This is a genomic window from Curvibacter sp. GW821-FHT01G03, from assembly GCF_059422285.1.
In genome coordinates this window covers 289,619-311,778 of record NZ_JBWKWP010000005.1, presented here as the reverse complement: position 1 = coordinate 311,778, position 22,160 = coordinate 289,619, and the positions used below count along the sequence as shown (strand labels likewise).

Genomic DNA, 22,160 nt, shown 5'->3' with positions numbered 1-22,160 from the left:
CTGTCGGGCAGGCAAGCTGGCGGGCGAGCGGGGCCCGGCTCAGGGCTTCTTGATGTTCCAGTACACCTGGGCGCCGGCCGGCACCAGGCCGGTGATGCCCTTGCGCACGGCGGCAGGTTGGCTGTACTGGCCCACGGGCACGTGGGTCACGGTCTCGAAGGCGCGCAACTGGGCGGCCTGGGCCAGCTTCTTTTTGTCGGCGTCGGTGCTGGCCTGCGAGAACTGCAGCTTGATCTTCTGCAGCTCGGGGTCGTCCTGCCAGCCGAACCAGCCCTTGTCGCCAGCGGCATTCATCATGGCCATGGTCAGCGGGTTGAGGATGTCGGAGGCGGTCCAGGAGGTCATGAAGGCGTTCCAGCCGCCCGCGCTGGGCAGGTCTTTCTTGGCGCGACGGGCGACCAGGGTCTGCCAGTCCATGGTCTGCAGGTCGACCTTGAAGCCGGCCTGCTCGAGCTGCTGCTTGGCCACCAGGGGCAGCTTGGCAATGGCACCCAGGTCGGTGGGGCGCATCAGCACCACCGGCTCACCCTTGTAACCGGCCTCGGCCAGCAAGGCCTTGGCCTTGGCCGGGTTGGCGATGCCGGTGTACTCACCGGTGGCATCGGATTCAAACGGCGTGCCGCAGGGGAACATGCTCTTGCAATAGCGTGACATGCCGGGGGCGCCCACCTGGGTCTTGAGGAAGGCTTCTTGCCCCATGGCCAGCATGGCGGCGCGGCGGATCTTCTCGTTGTTGAAGGGCGCGTGCAGAAAGTTGAAGCGGAAGATGAACTGGTTGCCTGCAGGTTGCGCATCGACCAGGGTCAGGTCAGGGTTGCTGCGCAAGGTGGCGTATTGTTCGAAAGCCGGTTGCTCCAGGATGTCGACCTCGCCGTTGATCAGGGCGTTCATCTGGGTCTGGGCATCGCGCACGATCACCCACTCGACCCGGTCGACATACACGTTCTTGCCGCCGGTGGTGCCCGAAGGGGCTTCGGCGCGGGGCTTGTAACGGGCGTTCTTCAGAAACACGACTTTTTCGCCAGGGCGGTACTCGTCGGCCTTGAAAGTGTAGGGGCCAGAGCCGATGGTCTCCTTGATCTGGGTGTCGCCCGGGGTGTCGGCCACACGCTTGGGCATGATGAACGGCACGTTGGCTGAGGGCTTGCCCAGGGCTTCGAGCACCAGGCCGAAGGGCTCCTTGAGCACCAGCACAAAGGTCTTGGCGTCGGGGGTCTCGTAGTGGTCCAGGGCCTTGGCCAACTGGCCGCCCATCGTGTCGCGGCTGGCCCAGCGGGTCAGCGAGGCCACCACGTCTTCGCTGGTGACGGTCTTGCCGTCGTGGAACTCCAGGCCGTCGCGCAGCTTGAAAGTCCAGGTCTTGTTGTCCTTGGACACGCTCCATTTCTCGACCATCTGCGGCTTGATGCGCCCATCCAGGTCGGTGCCGAACAGGGTGTCATAGATCATGTAGCCGAAGTTGCGCGAGATGTAGGCGGTGGTCCAGATCGGGTCGAGCACCGTGACGTTCGAGTGCGGAATGATGCGCAGCGTCTTGGTGTCGGCCAGGGCACCCAGGTGGGTGCCGGCGGCGGCCAGGCCCAGCAGCAGGCCGGCGGCCCATTGGCGGCGACGGGCGCTGTTGAAGGAACGTTCGGACAAGGCTTTGTGCAGTGGCAGGGGCATGGACAGGTTCCTGTTCGGTGGCAAGGGGGACGGGCGGCGCTGGGGCCTGGGCACTCTGCGCAGGGTCGTCATCAGCGATGGGGGTATTTAGTCACGTCCGATACCAATTGACTATGTACAGTTGGGGCCATGAAGATCAGCACAGTACGCACACGAAGCGCGCCCGCACGCCCCAGCAGCAGACCTTTGGCGCACCGTTTTCAGGCACGCGCGGCTGGGCTGTACCAGGGTGCACCACGATGATCACCTTGCAGTCCGACAGCGCCACGCCGCTGGTGCGCCAGGTGTTCGAGGCGATGGCCGCCCTCATCGACAAGGGCAGCCTGCGCCCGGGCACGCGCCTGCCCTCGGTGCGAGGCCTGGCGCGCGAGCAGGGCATCAGCACCATGACCGTCACCCATGCCTACCAGCGCCTGGTGGCCGAAGCCTATGTGGAGGCCCGTCGCGGCAGCGGCTACTACGTGGCGGCGCCGGCCAAGGCGCAGCCCCGCCATCGCCCCTTTGTGGGCCGTACCCAGGTGGATTCGCTGTGGCTGATCCAGCGCGTGTTCGAAGACGACAGCGCCTTGCTCAACGCCGGATGCGGATGGTTGCCCCCGGATTGGCTGCACCTGGAGGGCGTGCGCCAGGCGCTGGCCAGCCTGGCGCGCAAGAGCCCCGCCGGGCTGGCCCATTACGGCACGGCACATGGCTACCTGCCGCTGCGGCAACAGATCCAGACCCAGTTGGCGGCCCGGGGGGTGCAGGCCAACCCGCATCAACTGGTGCTGACCCATGGCGCCACCCAGGCCCTGGCGCTGCTGGGGCGCTGCCTGCTGCGGCCGCGCGACACGGTGTTGGTCGATTCGCCGGGGGCCACCAACTTCTTTGCCGCGCTGCGGGCCATGGACCTGAGGCTGATCGGGGTGGAGCGCCGGCTGGACGGTCCCGACGTGCAGGCGCTGGCCACCCTGGCCCAGCGGCACCGGCCCAAAGCCTTTTTCACCACGACCACGTTGCACAACCCCACCGGGAGCCAATGCTCGCCCACCGTGGCGGCTCAGGTGCTGAAGTTGGCCGAGCAGCACGATTTTCATGTGGTGGAAAACGAGGTGATGGCCGGCCTGGAACCCCCCGGTTCGGTCAATCTGGCCGCCCTGGCGCCGCTGGGCCGGGTGTCTTATGTGGGCAGCTTCTCCAAGACCATCACCCCCAGCCTGCGGGTGGGCTTTGCGGCGGTGAGTGAAGACCTGGCCGAAAAACTAGTCTACCAGAAGATGCTGGGCAGTCTGACGAGCTCTGAACTGACCGAGAAGCTGGTGCACACCGTGCTGGTGGACGGGCATTACCGCAGCCATCTGGCGCGCCTGGGCGAGCGCCTCGCGCAGGCCCAGCGGCAGGTGTGTGACGGCCTTGAGGCGGCTGGCATGGTGCTGTTCACCCGCCCCCAGGGCGGGCCGTTTGTGTGGGCCGGCCTGGGACACGATGGGGTGGATGTGCAGGCCGTGGCACAGCGCGCCGTGGCCGAAGGGCTGATGCTGGCCCCCGGCAACCTGTTCCGGCCCGATCTCAAACCCACGCCGTGGCTGCGCTTCAATGTGGCCTATGCCCACGACCCCAGGCTGTACCGCTTCCTGAGCCAGGAGGTGAAGCGTGCTGTGCGCCGCTGAAGGGGCTGGCGTGCAGGCCGGGGAGGGGAAGAGGGCGCAGCGACCGCCTGATCGGGTGGGTTGGCCGCCCACACGCTAAAATGCCGGGTTTTCCACGCACCGCTCGGGTCAGGGCGGGCCGGTCCCATTCAGCGACCGGCCGTTCTGCCCCCAGCCCCTGCAGCTCCACCCAAACAGGCCGCCCAAGTGACCTCGCACCCCTCGCCCACGATGCACCACCTGCACATCAGCACCTTTGAAGGCGGCAACGCCTTGAGCGCTTTCCGGGTTCAGCAACTGCTGCCCCGGCTGCAAGTCATCCACGACCGCATCTCCGGCATCGCTGCGCGTTTTGTGCACCTGGTGGCCTCCGAACAGCAGCCCGACGCGGCCACCCGCGAGCGCCTGGCGGCCCTGCTGACCTACGGCGACCCCTACGCCGGCCCCACCGAGGGCGAACTGCTGCTGGTCAGCCCGCGTTTCGGCACTGTGTCGCCCTGGGCCTCCAAGGCCACCGACATCGCCCACAACTGCGGCCTGGCCTTGAAACGCGTCGAGCGCGTGACCGAGTACGTGATCACCCTGAAGCAGCCCTTGCTGGGCAAGGCCACGCTGAGCGATGAGCAGCGCGGGGCCGTGGCGGCGCTGCTGCACGACCGCATGACCGAATCGGTGATGTTCGAGCGGGCCCAGGCCGCCGGCCTGTTCACCGAGCTGCAGGCCCAGGCCATGGCGTACGTGGATGTGCTGGGCGGCGGCCGTGCCGCGCTGGAAACGGCCAACACCCAGTTCGGTCTGGCCCTGGCCGACGACGAGATCGACTACCTGGTGGCCGCCTTCACCGGCTTGCAACGCAACCCCACCGATGTGGAGTTGATGATGTTCGCCCAGGCGAACAGCGAGCACTGCCGGCACAAGATCTTCAACGCCCAGTTCACCATTGACGGCGTGGCGCAAGACAAAAGCATGTTCGGCATGATCCGCAACACGCACCAGTTGGCCCCGCAGCACACCGTGATTGCCTATTCGGACAACGCCTCGGTGATGGAGGGCCATGCGGTGGAGCGTTTCAATGCCGCCTCGGCCCAGGGCCAGTCGGTGGCCTATGCCAAGAGCGAAGCCACCCACCACGTGCTGATGAAGGTGGAAACCCACAACCACCCAACTGCAATTTCGCCTTTCCCGGGCGCCTCGACCGGCGCGGGCGGCGAGATCCGCGACGAAGGTGCCACCGGCCGGGGCTCCAAGCCCAAGGCCGGCATGACCGGCTTCACCGTGTCGCGCCTGGTGTTCGACGAGACGCAGAGCACCGAGTTCGGCAAGCCCGAGCACATCGCCAGCCCGCTGCAGATCATGGTGGAAGGCCCCCTGGGGGGCGCCGCCTTCAACAACGAGTTCGGCCGCCCGAACCTGGTGGGCTACTTCCGCGAATACGAGCAGACCATTGAGTCGGACGTGGACAGCATCCGCCGCGGCTACCACAAGCCCATCATGATTGCGGGCGGTCTGGGCGTGATCGACGCCGACCTGACGAAGAAGATCGAGTTCCCGGCCGGCACGCTGTTGATCCAGTTGGGCGGCCCGGGCATGCGCATCGGCATGGGCGGTGGTGCCGCCAGCTCGATGGCCACCGGCGCCAACGCGGCCGAGCTCGACTTTGACTCGGTGCAGCGCGGCAACCCCGAGATTGAACGCCGGGCGCAAGAGGTGATCAACCATTGCTGGGCTCAGGGCGCGGGCAACCCGATCCTGGCCATCCACGATGTGGGCGCTGGCGGCCTGTCGAATGCCTTCCCCGAATTGACCAACGACGCCGGCCGCGGTGCGCGCTTCGACCTGCGCAAGGTGCCGCTCGAGGAGTCGGGCCTGGCCCCCAAGGAGATCTGGAGCAACGAAAGCCAGGAGCGTTACGTGCTGGCCATCGCCCCCGAGTCGCTGGGCCAGTTCAAGGCCTTCTGCGAGCGCGAGCGTTGCCCGTTTGCGGTGGTGGGTGTCGCCACCGAGGAACGCCAGCTGGTTTTGGCGGACGAGGGCCAAGCGACCCCGGTCGATATGCCGATGAATGTGCTGCTGGGCAAGCCGCCCAAGATGCACCGCGACGTGAAGACCGTGGCGCGCCAGTTCAAGCCGGTGGACCTGACCGGCGTGAGTCTGCAGCAGGCCGCCATCGAAGTGTTGGCCCACCCGACCGTGGCCAGCAAGCGCTTTTTGATCACCATTGGCGACCGCACCGTGGGGGGCATGAGCCACCGCGACCAGATGGTGGGGCCCTGGCAGGTGCCGGTGGCCGACTGCGCGGTCACCCTGGCTGATTACAAGGGCTTTGCCGGCGAGGCCATGAGCATGGGCGAGCGCACCCCGCTGGCCGCGCTCGATGCCCCAGCCTCGGGCCGCATGGCGGTGGCCGAGGCCATCACCAACCTGCTGGCCGCGCCCATCGAGCTGCCCCGCGTGAAACTGTCGGCCAACTGGATGGCCGCGTGTGGCGAGACCGGTGAAGATGCCGCCCTGTACGAAACCGTGAAGGCCGTGGGCATGGATCTGTGCCCGGCCCTGGGCATTTCGATCCCGGTGGGCAAGGACAGCCTGTCCATGCGCACGCAGTGGAAGGACGAATCGGGCCAAGCCAAAAAGGTGACCTCGCCGGTCAGCCTGATCGTGAGCGCCTTCGCCAGCCTGGCTGACGTGCGTGGCACGCTGACGCCGCAGCTCGATGCCAGCGTGGACGACAGCACCCTGGTGCTGATCGATCTGGGCAAAGGCCAAAACCGCATGGGCGGCTCGATTCTGGCCCAGGTGCTGAACCAGGTGGGTGATTCGGTGCCCGATGTGGACGATGCGCAAGACCTGAAGAACCTGGTCAATGCGGTCAACGCCTTGCGTGCCCAGGGCAAGATCCTGGCCTACCACGATCGCAGCGATGGCGGCCTGTTCGCCAGCGTCTGCGAAATGGCCTTTGCCGGCCATGTGGGCGTGGCCCTGAACGTGGACATGCTGGTCACCGAAGGCGACGGCATCAGTGACAGCCGTGCCGAGTACGGCGACAGCAAGAACTGGGCGCAGCAAGTCAGTGCCCGCCGTGAAGAGCTCACCCTGAAGGCCTTGTTCAGTGAGGAACTGGGCGTGGTGCTGCAGGTGCGCACCACCGAGCGCAACGAGGTCATGCAGACCCTGCGCGAGCATGGTTTGAGCAAGCACAGCCACTTCATCGGCAAGACCCGCCCCGCCGGTGCCGCACTGGACGTGGGCAAGGGCGAGATCCAGGTCTGGCGCGACACCAAGAACGTGTTCAGTGCCAGCCTGTCGGACCTGCACCAGGTCTGGGATGCGGTGAGCTGGAAGATCTGCCAGCGCCGTGACAACCCGGCCTGTGCCGACGCAGAACATGCCGCCGCCGGCGCGCCCAGCGACCCGGGCGCCCACGTCAGCCTGAGCTTTGACCCGGCCGACAACGTGGCGGCCCCGTTCCTGAACCTGAGCCGGCCCAAGGTGGCCATCCTGCGCGAGCAGGGCGTGAACTCGCACGTCGAAATGGCCTATGCCTTCACCGAGGCCGGCTTCGAGGCTTACGACGTGCACATGACCGACCTGCAAAGTGGCCGAGCCCAGTTGAGCGACTTCAAGGGCGTGGTGGCCTGCGGCGGCTTCAGCTACGGCGACACCCTGGGGGCCGGCATCGGCTGGGCCCGCTCGATCACCTTCAACCCGGTGCTGGCCGAGCAGTTCAAGGGTTTCTTCGGCCGCAGCGACACCTTCGGCCTGGGCGTGTGCAACGGCTGCCAGATGTTTGCCGAACTGGCCGACATCATCCCGGGCGCCGAGGCCTGGCCGCGCTTCACCACCAACCAGAGCGAGCGCTTTGAGGCCCGCCTGTCCATGGTGGAGGTGCTGGAATCGCCCAGCCTGTTCCTGCAAGGCATGGCCGGCAGCCGCCTGCCGATCGCGGTGGCGCACGGCGAGGGCTATGCCAACTTCAAGTACCGGGGCAAGCCGGCCGAGGCGATCGCGGCCATGCGCTTTGTGGACCACTTTGGTGCGGCCACCGAGGCCTATCCCTTCAACCCCAATGGCAGCCCGCAAGGCCTGACCGCCGTGACCACGGCCGACGGCCGCTTCACGGCCATGATGCCGCACCCCGAGCGCGTGTTCCGCAATGTGCAGATGAGCTGGACTTCGGGCGACAAATCCGAGTTCAGCCCCTGGATGCGCATTTGGCGCAACGCCCGCAAGTGGGTGGGTTGATGCCCACCGGCTGAGCTGCACAGGGCTCGCCGCTGTTCGAAAAGGCCTGGCCGCGTTGCGCTGCCGGGCCTTTTCGTTGGCCGGGCGTCATCAGACTTGATGCGCATCAAGCCTGCGGCATCAGAAATGAGACACACTCTCGCCGAATTGAAGTTTCTTTTTGTAACTTTTTGCCGGAGGTCAGCCCATCTGGGGTCTTCAAACTGAGCGCCCGGCCCGCAAGATGGAGTGTCGTGATGAATGGAAGCCGAGCCCGGTGGCGTGATCTGAGCCTGGGAACCCAATTGTCCCTGAGCAATTTCCTGCTGGTACTGGTGGTTCTGACGGCCTTGATTGCGGCCATCACGTGGTCCGTCTCTCGGGCCACCGAAGAGCAGGCCACCCAGGAGGTGAGCGACAAGACCCAGTTGCTGGTGCACCTGATCAAGGCCACCGACGACGATTTGCGGCTGCGGACCTCGGCCCTGGCTTTGGCCTTCAATGCCCGCCTGAATGGACAGGTGAGCCTGAGTGGCGAAACGGTCGACATGGGCGGCAAGCAGGTGCCTGTGATGCTGCTGCATGGGCGGCAGGTCAATCTGGACAACAGTGTGGTGGACGAGTTTTCTCAACTCACCAAGAGTTCGACCACGGTGTTTGTGCGCACCGGCGACGATTTTGTGCGCATCACCACCTCTCTCAAGACCGAACAGGGCCAGCGCGCCAACGGCACCGCACTGGACCGCCAGCACCCGGCCTATGCCCTGGCCTTGCAAGGCCAGCCTTTCGTGGGCCTGGTGTCACTGTTCGGGCGTCAGTACATGACGCGCTACGACCCCCTCAAAGACACCGCTGGCAAGGTGGTGGGCCTGAGCCTGGTGGCCCAGGAGTTCACCGAGTACCTGGCCATCCTCAAGAAGACCGTCCGCGAGCTGAAGATTGGCGAGACCGGCTATTTCTATGTGCTGGATGCCCGCCAGGGGCCGAACTACGGCAACCTGGTGATCCATCCGGCCAAAGAAGGCAAGAACATGCTCGACTCCAAGGATGCCGACGGCCACAACTTCGTGCGCGAGATGCTGGAGCGCAAGACGGGTGTGCTGCGCTACCCCTGGATCAATGCGGAGCTGGGCGAAACCAGGGGCCGAGAAAAAGTCATCTCCTTCACCTACTTCAAGGAGTGGGACTGGGTGATTGCCGGCGGCACCTATGCCGAGGAATACTCAGCCGGCGTGGTGCACCTGCGCAATCTGTACGCCCTGCTGGGGGCGGTGATCGTGCTGCTGATCTCGGTGGCCTGGTGGCTGCTGTTCCGCAAGCTGGTCGTCCAGCCCCTGGTCGCAGTAGGCCATGCGGCCGACCAGATTGCCCAGGGCGATCTGACGGTGGCCCTGCAGGTGAATCGGCACGACGAAGTCGGGCGTCTGCAGGAGTCCATCAACCGCATCAGCCAGGGCTTGGCTGGCGTGGTTCGCTCGGTGCGCGAGAACTCGCAAAGCGTGGCCACGGCCAGCGCCGAAATCGCCCAGGGCAACCAGGACCTGAGCGGGCGCACCGAAAGCCAGGCCAGCGCCCTGGAGCAGACCGCGGCCTCGATGGAGGAGCTGGGCTCGACGGTACGCCAGAACGCCGAACATGCCCGCACGGCCAGTCAGTTGGCGGTGACGGCCAGCACGGTGGCAACCCGCGGTGGCGAGGTGGTGGGGGAGGTCGTGAACACCATGCGTGGCATCAACGACAGCTCGCGCCGCATCGCCGACATCATCGGCGTGATCGACGGGATCGCCTTTCAAACCAACATCCTGGCCCTGAATGCCGCCGTCGAAGCGGCCCGCGCGGGTGAACAAGGGCGCGGCTTTGCCGTGGTGGCCAGCGAGGTGCGCAGCCTGGCCCAGCGCAGCGCCGAGGCCGCCAAGGAGATCAAGTCGCTGATCAGCGACAGCGTCGAGCGGGTTGAAATGGGCAGCGACCTGGTCGATCAGGCCGGCCACACCATGCAGGAGGTGGTGGAGGCGATCCAGCGCGTCAGCGACGTGGTGAGCGAAATCAGCACTGCCAGCGGCGAGCAAAGCGCTGGCGTAGCCCAGGTGGGCGAGGCCGTGACGCAGATGGACCACGCCACCCAGCAGAACGCAGCCCTCGTCGAGGAGATGGCCGCTGCCGCCAGCAGCCTGCGCCATCAGGCCGATGAACTGGTGCGCTCGGTGTCGCTGTTCAAGGTGGATGAGGGCGCGCCATCATGGCGCACAGTGGCTCGTGCCGAACCTGCTGCGTCTGTGCAGCCCAGGCAGACTCCGTACGCTGCCCGGCCAGCGCTGAAACTGGCGGCGGGTGGGGCTGAGCGCAGAGCCGCACAGGCCGCGATCGGCTCGGGCTCAGAGGTGCGCCGCGGGACCGGCACCACCGGCAGCGGCGGCAGTGGCGGCGCTACCGAGAGCGATTGGGAAAGCTTCTGAACCGGGCAGGGCAGGGGCGATTGACCGCGCCTGCCCGGCGAGCCCGCTGACGTGGGCGCCGAGGTACCGGCTCAGGCGGCCGGCAACTGTTTCATCTCTCGGCGCAAGGCCACAGCATCCAGATCGGCGATCGAGGCTTCACCGTGAGCGAGGCGGAACAGGCGCATCGAGTGGCTGACCTCATCGACCTCAAGGTGCAATGCCTTGGCTGCCGCCGCCAGTTGCTCGACCAGGGCCGCATTCTGCTGGGTGATCGAGTCCATGTCGGCCACCGCCGAGTTGATCTGAGAGATGCCCCCCTGCTGCTCGGCGGCTGAGTGACTGATTTCGTGCAACACCATGCTGACCTTGCCCACCGCGGCCAGTGCCTCGTCCATGCGCCCGCGGGCGGCCTGGGTCTGCTGGCTGCCACTGTCGATGCGCTCGGAGGACTCCACGATCAGTTGGCGAATCTCCTTGGCTGCACCCGCCGTGCGTTGCGCCAGGGCCCGTACCTCGGACGCCACCACGGCGAAACCACGCCCGCTCTCGCCAGCCCGGGCCGCCTCGACGGCAGCGTTCAGGGCCAGGATGTTGGTCTGAAATGCCACCCCTTCGATCAAGTGGATGATTTCACCGATCTTGTGCGACGACTCGGTGATGCCCGTCATCGTCTGAGCCACCGATTGAACCGCCTCGTTGCTGCGTCCGGTCACATTGGACGTCTCGGTGGCCAGGTGCGCCCCCTGGGCCGCAGCAGCGGCACTCTGGCTGACCATGCTGTTGATTTCCTCCATGGCGGCCGCGGTCTTCTCCAGGCTGGCGGCCTGGGATTCCGTGCGGGTCGACAGGTCATGGTTGCCCGCGGCCACCTCACGCACGGCATCGCCCAGGTAATCGACCTGTTGGCGCACGTCGCGCACCACCGTGCGCAGATTGACCGACAACTGATGCAGGCTTTGCTGCAACTGCCCCAGCAGACCGGAGTCGCCGGTCTTGATTTCTTCGGACAGGTCGCCGGAGGCCAGGCGGTTGGCATCGTTCATGATCTGGCGCAAGGGCGCCACGGCCCACGCATGGGTGAGGTAACCCGCGACCAATGCCGCCACCAAAGCGGCCGTTGCGGTGAGGCCGGAAGGGGCACCGAGTGCGATGCTGGCCCAGGTGACACCCGCCACGGCGGCATACAGCACGCTCATGCGCAGGGGCCTGAGCCCTTGCATGACCTGTTGCCAACGGCCTGCCAGACCGGTGCGCAGCACAGCGCCTTGGCGCAGCACATGCCGCAGGTGGCCTTGTCGGGCTTCTTCTCGCATCACGGCGTACAGCGCTTCGGCAGCTTCAATCTCTTCGCGGCGTGGGGCGGTGCGAACCGAAAGATAGCCTGTGATGCGTTGGCCATCGCGCATGGGAGTGGCATTGGCGCGAACCCAGTAGTGATCGCCGTCCTTGCGCCGGTTCTTGACCAGACCGGTCCAGGGTTGCCCTTCTTGCACGGTGTCCCACATGTCGCGGAACGCCTCGGCAGGCATGTCAGGGTGGCGCACCAGATTGTGGGGCTGGCCCAGCAATTCCTCTTTGGGGTAGCCGCTCAGTTCGATGAAGTCCTGGTTGCAATAGGTGATGCGCCCCTTGGTGTCTGTCACCGACACCGGGGTCATGCGGGGTGGGTAGAGATGCTCGCGCTGTGTGACGGGTTCATTGATTCGCATGAAAGTCTCGATGGGGGCCACTCACCACAGGGGCGGCGGCTGGGTGGTTCACGACAACGCAACGGTGACGCTTTGACACTGACAGCCTTGAAATGTAAACCGCCCAGGCCGCTCGCAAACAGATCGCTCCCGCAAAATCGGCATATTCAACAAGAAACCCCGGTCAAGCCTGATCGAATCTGTCACTTGTGAGGGCTTGAATCAACAGCCAGAAGACTTTTCATCAGATCAAGGCCGCAGCACAGCTGCCTCAGTCTCGCGCGGGAATGTTCAGCCCCCGCTGCACGGCCGGGCGTGCCACAAAGGACGACAACACCCGCTGCACCTGCACAAAATCAGCCTGACCGACCAGGTCACCCGCTTCGTAGAAACCGAACAGATTGCGCACCCATGGCCAGATGGCGATGTCGGCAATGCTGTAGTCCTCGCCCATGATCCAGGTGCGCCCTTGCAGTTGCTGCTCCAGCACCCCCAGCAGGCGCCGGGATTCGGCGACATAGCGATCGCGCGGGCGCTTGTCCTCATAGTCCTTGCCCGCAAACTTGTGGAAGAAGCCCAACTGGCCGAACATGGGCCCGATGCCGCCCATCTGGAACATCAGCCATTGCAGCACCTGGTATCGACGCGCCGGGTCGGCCGGCAGCAACTGCCCTGTCTTTTCGGCCAGGTAGACCAGGATGGCGCCCGACTCGAACAAGGCCAGGGGCTGGCCACCCGGCCCTTGGGGGTCCAGGATGGCCGGGATCTTGTTGTTGGGGTTGAGCGAGAGAAATTCGGGCGACAGCTGATCCTGGGTCTGAAAGCTCACCAGATGGGCTTCGTAGGGCAGGCCGATCTCCTCCAGCATGATCGACACCTTGACCCCGTTGGGCGTGGGCAGCGAATACAGCTGAAGCCGATCGGGATGTTGTGCGGGCCATTTGTGGGTGATGGAAAAAGAGGAGAGGGTGGAGGAGGGGGTGCTCATGACGTTGCCGGTGCTGGGGCGCGACCCGGGTCAGGGCCGGCCATTGGTTGGATAAACCGCCATTGGAACCAGTGCGCGCAGGGCCTGCAAGCGGCGACGTTGGTGCCACGGTTCATGGCAGGGGCATGTTCGCCACACCGTGCACGTGCCAGTCCGGCCAGCCTGCTGGATGCCCGCCCGCATCGCTGAAAATCCGGAGGCGGGCCGCTGCTGCGCCCAAACCACTCAAGGACTTCAAGATGGATCTGTCTGCCCTGCAGGCCACGTTGCGCCAGTTTGCCGCCGATCGCCACTGGCAGGCTTTTCACAACCCTAAAAACCTGGCCATGGCCTTGATGGTCGAGGCCGCCGAGCTGACCGAGATCTTTCAGTGGATGACGCCCGACGAAGCAGCGCGCACCCGAGAAACACCCGATGTACAGCAGCATCTGGGCGAAGAAATGGCCGATGTGCTGTTGTACCTGCTGCAGCTGGCCGACCACACCGGGGTCGACCTGGAACAGGCGGTGGCCGATAAATTGATCAAAAATGCCCAGAAGCACCCGCCGCTGCCGCCTGCATGAAGCTGGGGCAGGGCGGGGTATTTCAGCGTGGTTTGCGAGCGCCCGCCGTCGGGGCAGGGCTGACATGGCCCCGGGCCACGAACGGCACCAGGCCCAGCACGAAGCCAAGCACCGACAGGGCGCCCACGTAGTGCGCCGGTGCCAGCACGTCTTTTTGCAACCAGGTGGTCATGATGATCGGCGTCAGCCCACCAAACACGGCATAGGCCATGTTGTAAGCAAATGACAGGCCGCTGAATCGCACCCGGGGTGGAAAGGCCCGCACCCCCACGATGGGCACGATGGCGATGGTGCCCACAAACAGGCCGGTGATGGCGTAGTGCCACAGCAATGAAGCCGGCGTTCCGGGCAGGTCGGTGTAGAACAGGTAGCTGCTGATCAGCAAGCCAGCAAATCCTGTCAGCATCACAGCCCGCGTGCCCAGGCGGTCGCTGGCCCAGCCCACCAGAATGCATCCCACGCTCAGCATCAAGGTAGCGAGGGCATTGGCCTGCAGTGCCAGGGTCACCGGAATGTGGTGGGTCTTTTGCAGGTAGGTTGGGGTGAACAGCACCACCACCACGATGGCGGCCGAGAGCACCCAGGTCAACAAGGCCACCACCACGCAGGCCCAACGATGCTCACGCAGCACGGTCTTCACAGGCAGTTCTTCGGCAATGTGGCGCAGTTGCGCCAGTTCTTTGAAGATCGGGGTCTCTTGGAGAAAGCGTCGCAGGTACACCGACACCATGCCGAAGACGCCCCCCAGGATGAACGGAATGCGCCAGGCAAACCCCTGCACCTCGGCGGCTTCGTAATGGCTGTTGATGCCGATGGCCACCAGAGAACCCAGCAAGATGCCGCCGGTGATGCCCGAGGTCAGCGTACCAATGCCCAGGCCGTAATGGCGCCGCGGCACGTGTTCGGCCACAAACACCCAGGCGCCGGGCATTTCGCCGCCAATGGCAGCCCCCTGCAAAACCCGCATGGCCAGCAGCAGCAAGGGCGCTGCGACGCCAATCGAGGCATAGGTGGGCAACAGGCCGATCACCAGCGTGGGCAGTGCCATCATGAAGATGCTCAGCGTGAACATGCGTTTGCGGCCCAGCTTGTCGCCAAAATGCGCAATCACGATGCCGCCCACCGGTCGCGCCAGGTAGCCCGCCGCAAAGATGCCAAACGTCTGCAACTGGCGGAGCCAGTCCGGCATGTCGGCGGGAAAGAACAGACCACCCAACACCGTGGCAAAAAAGACGTAGATCACAAAGTCGTAAAACTCCAGTGTGCCCCCGAGCGCGGACAGCGCGAGGGTCTGGTAGTCATGGCGATTGAGGGGACGGTGTGGTGCCTGTGGCGCCACACGCTCGGAAGTGGAAGTCATTAAAAGCCTGGATGGGTCGCCGGTGTGGCGACAATGCGTGACGAAGGCCGCAGGTCGTGTGGCAGGATTTCAGCTGTTCAGGGGCCTGGGGGTGGACGGCCACACGCACGCAGACCACGATGGCGACCTGCGCTTGGAACAGATTGGGCTGCGTTGCACCGCCCAAGCCTCCATTTTAGGGTTAACCCTAGATCCGAATCGGAGTCAGGGCTTCTGGTGGCCCGGCTTTGGCCCAAAGGCCAAGGCCTGCCAGGTGTTGCCAAGCCGTCTGCATCTGCGCCTGGCTGCGGAGCCGTCCGTTGAAAGACCTGCTGAATGAGTTGCCCGAACGGCCCAGCGCCGTGCTACGTCTACTTTATACAATGTATATTATGTCAAATATCAGGTGTAGAACGAATACGCAGAATGAGCCCTCGATTGCCGCATTGAATTCCACACCCCATCGGGACTGCTCCAAGGGTTGCGCATCTCCCATGCCCCCTGACATCAGCAGGATCAAAACACGAACTCGCACTCGAAGCGGGCCACACCATCACTGACCAGCATCACCTGGTGCCGTATGGCTGTGCAACGCCATCTCTGGCGCATGGCATCCAGCCCCTGTGGGGGATCGAACAAGGCATCTTGAGCGAAAGCCGCCGCACTGGCCTCGCCGGCCGTGCGCGCTGATTCGTACTAGAGGTCGCCAATAGCCGATCTCGGCGCAGACGGCCACCGGGTTCAGTGTGCCCTGCCACTGGCCGTGCTCGTGGGCGGGGCGAAACCGACGGGCATGTGGCGGGGTGTGCCGAAATGGCCGGCTCATACAAAGGTTCCAACCAGCCCAAAACAAGCCTTTGACGTCACTCCCCTCACCGGCCCTCCGCCCAGGCGTTCATGTGGGGGCTCATATGGCATCCAGGTAGGCCATCGACTCGCTGAATCCGCTGCAGAGACACCCTGCCGCGTGCCTTGTTCAAGCGGTCCAACCACAGCGGACGCTTGCGATCATGCGTGCCCACGAGCACGTCCAGTTTTCCATCGAAAACACAGGTATTGCACTGATCCTCAAGCTGGGCAGCCATTGGCGTCGGCAGAGAGGATCGCCCTCACTGCCCACACGCGGTACCACCGGCGCCCTGCAAGCTCTCGAAACGAATGGATCTCCTGTGCGCTGGAAATTGACATCGATAAGTGATGCTTATCGTGTTTTATTTAATTTAAGATGAGTAATCACACATGCTATGTATGATTAAATACTCTTATCGCTTACGACCTTGATTGAGGCGCCGGCAGGGCCAAAGCCGCGGTGCGCGAAGCCCCTCAGCGTTCGAGGGTGTGACGAGTGCCAAAGTTGAGGCATGCGCCAGTCAACACGCCTTCGCTGTGGCGCTGGAGAATGCCGTGGTGGTTTTTCAATGGGTCACTTATGATCAATTGCCCATTGATACAAATAAGGGGGACTTCATGCCAGCCTGCTTCGTTGAAGCGCATCGGGTGACCCACGGCAAAGGATGCTGCACCAAAGGAATGCAGGAACTGTGACCTCAGATCTCCCTCACGCCCAGAGCGCATCCCCCCTGAACTCGCAGGAAAAGCACTTGCTGAGTGCTGAGGTCTTGACCCTGGTGTATGGGTCGACCCGGCGAAGCACATTGGTGGCTCTTTTGGTGGCAGCCACGGTTCTGGCCCTGCAGCACGGAGCCGCCGCACGGGTGCCGTGGTGGGTCTGGGCAGGCGTGACGATGCTGAGTTACGGCGCCCGTGAAATGCTGGCCTGGCAGTTTCGTACCCGTTCCAGTTCAAACACACCGATGGCACGCTGGCTGCTGGCGTACCGGGTGGCCACGGCCGCCTGTAGCTCGGTGTGGGGCCTGGCCGGATGGTTCTTCTACCCGGGTGGCGACACGGTGGGCCAGGCTTTTCTGGTGGTGATCTTGGTCGGGGTGTCCAGCGGCGGCATCATGGCCTACCTCATCGATCCCCCGTGTGGTCGCCTGTTCTGTGCAGGCATCTATTTCCTGGCATTGCCTGGCTTTTTGACCCACGGCAGTTCCTTTTCGGTGTCGCTGGCCCTGATGCTGGCCTTGTTCATGGTCTACATCAGCTTGTCCAGTGCATCGATGTCCCACCACTTGCGTGAAAACATCAGCCTGCGCATCGTGGCCAATCAGCGTTCACAGGCGGTCCATGAGATGGCCGAACGCCAAGCGCTGCACATCCAGCAAACGCCAATGGGCGTGATCGAATGCGACACCCAATTCAAAGTGACGGTCTGGAATGCCGCCGCTGAATCGATGTTTGGCTACACCGCCCAAGAGATGCTGGGCCAGCCCCTGACCGTTTTGATGCCCCCCTGGGAGCGTGAGCGGGTGAGGCATGTCATGCGCCATCTGTTTGCGAATGGCCTGGCCCAGAACAACCAGAGTGAGAACCTGCGCAAGGATGGCCAGATCATCATCTGCGATTGGTTTGCCACGCCGCTGAAAGACATCGACGGCCGAATCATTGCAGCGGCCGCGCTGGTGGTGGACAAGAGCGAGGCCCAGAAAAACCTCGAGGCAGTGCACCAACTGGCCTATTACGACATGCTGACCGGTTTGCCCAACCGTCGCCTGCTACTCGACCGCATCGAACAGGCCTTTGCCCTGAGTGCACGGCAGCAGGACCATGGCGCCGTGGTGTTTCTCGACCTGGATCGCTTCAAAACGCTCAATGACATGAAGGGCCATTCTGCGGGTGACCTGCTGCTCAAACAGGTCGGCACCCGCTTGCGAGAGATGATGCGCAGCCATGACACGGTGTCGCGCTTTGGGGGTGACGAGTTTGTGGTGGTGCTGGAGGGCCTTGGCGAGCAGCAGGAGACGGCCTTGATGGGCTGCCGACAGGTGGCGCAAAAGATCATCACCGAACTGAACAAGCCCTTCGACATCTCGGGCTTCGAGTACCAGACCTCGCCCAGCCTCGGCATCTGTCTGTTCCTGGCGCATGAACTGAGTGTCAATGAAGTCTTGAAGCGGGCAGACATGGCCATGTACCAGGCCAAGCAGGCCGGACGCAACACCGTCTGCTTTTACGACCAGACGCTGCAGCCGCAACTGGAGGCGCGGGCGAATCTGGAGGCTGACTTGCGCCATGCCATCGCCCAATCGGAGCTGGTGCCCTACTACCAGGTGCAAGTGGATGGACAAGCCGAAGTGCTGGGGGCCGAGTTGTTGCTGCGCTGGCGTCATCCGCACCGGGGCTGGGTGTCGCCGGCCGACTTTGTGCCGATTGCCGAGGAGTCCAACCTGATCTGCGAGATCGGGGAATGGGTTCTGCTGACCGCCTGCCGGCAGCTGCATGCCTGGCAGGGGCAGGCCGGGATGCAGGACCTGCGCCTGTCGATCAACGTCAGCGCGCGCCAGGTGGAGAGAAGCGACTTCGTCGAATCGGTGGCCCGATGCCTGGACGAAACGGGCTGCCCGGCCGGGTTGTTGCGCCTGGAACTGACCGAAGGTCTGATGCTGCGACGAAGCCAGGAGCTGATTGCCAAGCTTCAGGCCTTGCACGCCCTGGGGCTGTCGCTGTCCATCGACGATTTCGGAACCGGCTACTCGTCCCTGTCGATGCTCAAGCATTTCCCGCTGGATGAGCTCAAGATCGACCGCAGCTTCGTCTCCGATCTGCCAGGCAACACCGACGATGCCACCCTGATCAAGACCATCATTGCCATGGGCCGCAACCTCGGCCTGGAGGTGATCGCCGAGGGCGTCGAAACGGCGGCCCAGTTTGAATTTTTGCGCCAATCGGGTTGCATGGCCTACCAGGGCTATTTGTTTGGCCGCCCCTCAGCCATCGAAGATTTCGAGCAACAGTTGAAGGCCCGCGCCACCGCCTTGCAGGCCTGACCCCTGCCCTGCCCCGGGCAGGACCGGCTCAAAGGTCGAACACCTGCCCCTGGTTGTTGCGCTTTTGGCGCTTGAACGGAGGCAGGCCGGCCAGCAGACGCTGGCCAAAGCTGGTGCTGATCAGGCGCCGGTCGTAGCAGTAGACATGGGCCTCATCGGTTTCACTGCGAATGGCACGCCCCACCCACTGAGCCAGGCGGATGCTCACCGCCGGCACCACCAGCTCCATGAACGGATCACGCCCCTTGGAACGCAGCCACTGGGATCGAGCCGAACTGACCGGATCGGAGGGCGGCGCAAAGGGCAGCTTGCAGATGAAGACGCTTTCACACAGCGGCCCAGGCAGATCCAGGCCCTCACCGAAAGACTGCATGCCGAAGATGATGGAGGCGTCGCCCCGCTCCACCTTTTCGCGGTGGCGCTGCAGCAGGGTCTGCCGCGGCAGATCGTTTTGCACCAGCACCCGGCTGCGCAGGCTGCCGCTGAGGCTGTCGACCGCGGTGCGCATCTGGTCGCGCGAGGTGAAGAGCACCAGCGCACCAGCCTGCACCTGGGCCAGGTCCGCCATCAACTCTTTGCACATGGCCTGGTTGTACTCGGCGGCACGTTTGGGGTCGGCCGGCGTATCGACTGCCACAAAATGCCCTTGCCTGGCGAAGTCAAAGGGGCTGCTGACCACCCGGGTACTCACGTTGTCCAGCCCGCGCAAGCCGGTTTCGTTGAGGAAGAAATCAAAGCTGCCGCAACTGGTCAAGGTGGCCGAAGTGATCACCACGCCACGGGCCTTAGCCCACAGCTTGTGGCGCAGGGCACTGGCGGGCAGGATGGGACTGGCCGAGCCCGTGATCGACAGAAACTCGCCATACAGACCAAAGGTGAACCAGCGCGCCGCGGGCACTTCGGTCTCCAGCAGCATCAGTGCTGCCCAGGCCTGCACGGCTTCCAGGCGTGGTGCCAACACCCCCAGCTGAACGTAGTGGGTGGCCAGTTCTCGCGAATCTTCCGGGCGTTCCTTCATCTGGGTGCGCAAAGCCGCCGAGATGGCCTGCAGGTGCTTGAGCATGGCACCTGAAAGGGTCAGCACCTCGCTGACCGGATTGCTCAGCACCGCAGGCAGCGGCCCGATGGGCAGCAACTCCACGGGTTCATCGCTCAAGCCCCGCGGCCGGTACAGGGCCAGCGCCTGCTGCGCCACCTCGTTGAGGTGGACCTTGAGCGCACTGCCCTGCCCTGTCAGTTCGGCGGCCGCATCCAGGTCCAGCATTTCAGCCGTCTTGCGGGCGCGCAAGGCCAGTTGCTCCACCCAGCGCAGCCGGGTCAGGTCGGTGCTTTCCTGAAAATGGTTCAATGCCACGGCGGGCAGGTGGTGGCCCTCGTCCAGCACCAGCAGACAGTCCGACAGATCGGGCAGCGTATTGCCGTTCAGTGTGGCCAGCAACAGGTCGTGGTTGGCCACAATCACCTGCGAGGCCGCCAGGGCCTTGCGCTGGTCAAAGTAGACGCAGTCCTGATAGTCGGGGCAATGCTTGGCCGTGCAACTGCTGGCCTCGGCCGCCACCGGGCTCCACATCTCTGGACTGGGCGGAACGGCCAGGGTGTCCCGATCGCCATCCCAACGGCGCTCCTTCAATTCGGCGGCCATCTGGCGGTAGAAGTGAAGCTGGTATTCGGTGGGTGCACGCCCGTTGCTGGACGCACTGGGGGCGTTTCCGGCCGGCAACTCGTCGGCAAACAGGTCGGGCTCGCCTTCGCCGTTGACCCAACGCATCAGCTTGTACTTGCAGACGTAGCGCCCGCGCCCCTTGGCCAGGGCGTGGGTGAAAGGCTCGGGCATCAACTGGCTGAGCAAAGGCAGATCCTTGTGCACCAATTGCTCTTGCAAGGCCACGGTGGCGGTCGAGATGATGACGCGGGTCTTGCGCGCCAGGGCGGCGGCAATGGCGGGGGCGGCATAGGCAATCGATTTGCCCACGCCGGTACCTGCCTCGATCACGGCAAAGGCGCGCTCGGGCTCTTCCTCACACTTGCCCAGGGTGGGCGTGCTGAAGGTCTGTGCCACCAGTTCGGCCATGTCGCGTTGGCCCGCGCGGGCTCTGAAACCGGTTGAAGCGGCCACCACATGGTCAAACGCGGCCAGAGCGGTGGCCTGGGTTGTCTCTGCGCTCACCAGGTGCCCCGCGGCTGGCGGGCGCGCAAGGCCGCGGCAATGGCCTCCACGTTGGCACTTCGGCCTACTTGCTGCGCAAAGTCGATGGCGGTCAGGCCTTTCTCGTTGCGCAGCGAGGCATCAGCCCCCTCCTCGATCAGCACCTTGAGCACATCGCTGCGCCCATACATGGCCGCCATCATCAGCGGCGTGCTGCCATTGGGCGAGGCGGCATCGATGTAAGCAGCGTTGTCCAGCAGCAGGCGCACCATCTCCACCTGGTTCTGAGAGGTGCCGGAGGCCGCGTAGTGCAAAGGCGTCCAGCCGGTCTTGTTGACATCGGCGTCGTGCTCGATCAGCAGCTTGGCCAGGGGCAGATCACCCCGGATGGCGCACAGCATCAGCGCGCTTTCACCCTTCTTGTTGCGCACTTCGGCCTCGATGTTGGGCGCGCTCAACAAGGCCTCGACGGCACGCATCGACTGCAGGTCCACCGCCATCATCAGGCCGGGCTGGCCGGCTTCATCCACCGTGTTGGGATCAAAACCACGCCGGATCAAGGCCTGGATGGTGCTCGCATCGTTGCGGCGGATGGCGGTGAAGAAGTCTTCAAAAGACCCGGCACGCGCCGGCAGGCTCATGAGAGCCAGGCCTGCGCTGGTCCCCAGGGCAATCAGACATTGGCGGCGGCTTGTTTTCATGCGGCACTCCCGGCGACTTGGCTCACCACTCCACGGAACAGACGCTCGAAGTTCGCACTGGTCAGTGCGCCCACCGCCTCTGCGCTCAGGCCACGCAGTTGCGCGATCTGGGCCGCCACAAGGGGCACGTACGAGGGGTTGTTGGTCTTGCCACGGTAGGGTACCGGGGCCAGATAGGGGCTGTCGGTTTCGATCAGCATGCGGTCGAGCGGCACAAAACCGGCCACTTCCCGCAGATCGCTGGCACTCTTGAAGGTCAGGATGCCGGAAAACGAGATGTAAAAGCCCAGGTCCAGCGCGGCTCGGGCCACCTGCAGGCTTTCGGTGAAGCAGTGGAATACACCGCCGGCGGCGCCTTCGCGCCCGTCTTCACCCAACTCGCGCAACAGGGCCAGGGTGTCGTCGGAGGCGCTGCGGGTGTGGATCACCAGCGGCTTGGCGCAGGCCTGCGCTGCGCGGATGTGGGTTCGAAAGCGCTCGCGCTGCCACTCCATATCGGCCACGCTTCGCTCGCCAAGCCGGTAGTAGTCGAGGCCGGTCTCACCGATGCCCACCACCCGCGGCAATGCCGCACGCTGCAGCAAGTCATCCAGACTGGGCTCCAGCACCCCTTCGTTGTCGGGGTGAACGCCCACCGTGCACCAGAAATTATCGTGCTGCTGAGCCAGCGCATGGACGGATTCAAACTCCTCCAGCGTGGTGCAGATGCAAAGGGCTCGGTCAACCTGGGCATCGGCCATGGCACGCCGGATGGCGGGCAAATCGGCGGTCAGCTCAGGAAAAGTCAGGTGGCAGTGGGAGTCGACAAACATGAAAAACTCAACGGAAAGGCCCGCGACAGGGCGGGCGTCATTCAAACAGGGGGAGATCCGGCCCTTCAGGTACGGCGGCCG

General features: G+C 64.4%; 12 protein-coding genes. 5 read left to right on the top strand and 7 right to left on the bottom strand.

The window, feature by feature from the left end:
- Window positions 1-39 precede the first annotated feature (39 nt).
- Window positions 40-1,665 carry an ABC transporter substrate-binding protein gene (locus tag AC07VS_RS09225; protein WP_494750787.1) on the bottom strand — a complete coding sequence of 542 codons (1,626 nt, stop codon included), beginning with the start codon at window positions 1,663-1,665 and terminating at the stop codon, window positions 40-42.
- A gap of 239 nt (window positions 1,666-1,904) precedes the next feature.
- Here AC07VS_RS09225 and AC07VS_RS09220 point away from each other — a divergent pair, with 239 nt between their 5' ends.
- From AC07VS_RS09220 to AC07VS_RS09210, 3 genes are all read left to right on the top strand, one after another.
- A complete protein-coding gene (locus AC07VS_RS09220; protein ID WP_492345502.1) occupies window positions 1,905-3,314 on the top strand; it encodes an aminotransferase-like domain-containing protein in 1,410 nt (469 codons plus the stop codon).
- 210 nt (window positions 3,315-3,524) lie between these two features.
- Window positions 3,525-7,535 carry a phosphoribosylformylglycinamidine synthase gene (purL, locus tag AC07VS_RS09215; protein ID WP_494750824.1) on the top strand — a complete coding sequence of 1,337 codons (4,011 nt, stop codon included), beginning with the start codon at window positions 3,525-3,527 and terminating at the stop codon, window positions 7,533-7,535.
- Window positions 7,536-7,771: 236 nt separating this feature from the next.
- Window positions 7,772-9,970, top strand: coding sequence for a methyl-accepting chemotaxis protein (locus tag AC07VS_RS09210; RefSeq protein WP_494750786.1), 2,199 nt, complete (start codon window positions 7,772-7,774; stop codon window positions 9,968-9,970).
- Window positions 9,971-10,041: 71 nt separating this feature from the next.
- Here the strand turns inward: AC07VS_RS09210 and AC07VS_RS09205 are convergent, their stop codons facing one another.
- Complete coding sequence (locus tag AC07VS_RS09205) at window positions 10,042-11,661, bottom strand: methyl-accepting chemotaxis protein (protein WP_494750785.1); 1,620 nt, start codon at window positions 11,659-11,661, stop codon at window positions 10,042-10,044.
- A gap of 250 nt (window positions 11,662-11,911) precedes the next feature.
- Window positions 11,912-12,628, bottom strand: coding sequence for a glutathione S-transferase N-terminal domain-containing protein (locus tag AC07VS_RS09200; RefSeq protein WP_494750784.1), 717 nt, complete (start codon window positions 12,626-12,628; stop codon window positions 11,912-11,914).
- Between the two features lie 239 nt (window positions 12,629-12,867).
- Between AC07VS_RS09200 and AC07VS_RS09195 the strand changes: the two genes are divergently transcribed.
- Window positions 12,868-13,191: a nucleotide pyrophosphohydrolase gene (locus AC07VS_RS09195; protein ID WP_494656110.1), complete on the top strand. Its 324-nt coding sequence runs from the start codon at window positions 12,868-12,870 to the stop codon at window positions 13,189-13,191.
- 22 nt (window positions 13,192-13,213) lie between these two features.
- Here the strand turns inward: AC07VS_RS09195 and AC07VS_RS09190 are convergent, their stop codons facing one another.
- A complete protein-coding gene (locus AC07VS_RS09190) occupies window positions 13,214-14,551 on the bottom strand; it encodes an MFS transporter (protein ID WP_494750783.1) in 1,338 nt (445 codons plus the stop codon).
- Window positions 14,552-16,200: 1,649 nt separating this feature from the next.
- On the opposite strand from AC07VS_RS09190, the gene AC07VS_RS09185 reads away from it, so the two are divergent.
- Complete coding sequence (locus AC07VS_RS09185; protein ID WP_494750782.1) at window positions 16,201-18,420, top strand: putative bifunctional diguanylate cyclase/phosphodiesterase; 2,220 nt, start codon at window positions 16,201-16,203, stop codon at window positions 18,418-18,420.
- A 28-nt stretch (window positions 18,421-18,448) separates the two neighbouring features.
- Here the strand turns inward: AC07VS_RS09185 and dinG are convergent, their stop codons facing one another.
- From dinG to AC07VS_RS09170, 3 genes are read right to left on the bottom strand one after another with little or no spacing between them, the layout of a single operon-like run.
- Window positions 18,449-20,587: an ATP-dependent DNA helicase DinG gene (dinG, locus tag AC07VS_RS09180; RefSeq protein ID WP_494750781.1), complete on the bottom strand. Its 2,139-nt coding sequence runs from the start codon at window positions 20,585-20,587 to the stop codon at window positions 18,449-18,451.
- Window positions 20,584-21,267 carry an ankyrin repeat domain-containing protein gene (locus tag AC07VS_RS09175; protein WP_494750780.1) on the bottom strand — a complete coding sequence of 228 codons (684 nt, stop codon included), beginning with the start codon at window positions 21,265-21,267 and terminating at the stop codon, window positions 20,584-20,586. The genes dinG and AC07VS_RS09175 overlap by 4 nt, the downstream gene beginning before the upstream one ends.
- Entirely contained in the window at window positions 21,264-22,079 is an 816-nt protein-coding gene (locus AC07VS_RS09170) for a TatD family hydrolase (RefSeq protein ID WP_494750779.1), read from the bottom strand. The genes AC07VS_RS09175 and AC07VS_RS09170 overlap by 4 nt, the downstream gene beginning before the upstream one ends.
- Window positions 22,080-22,160 lie beyond the last annotated feature (81 nt).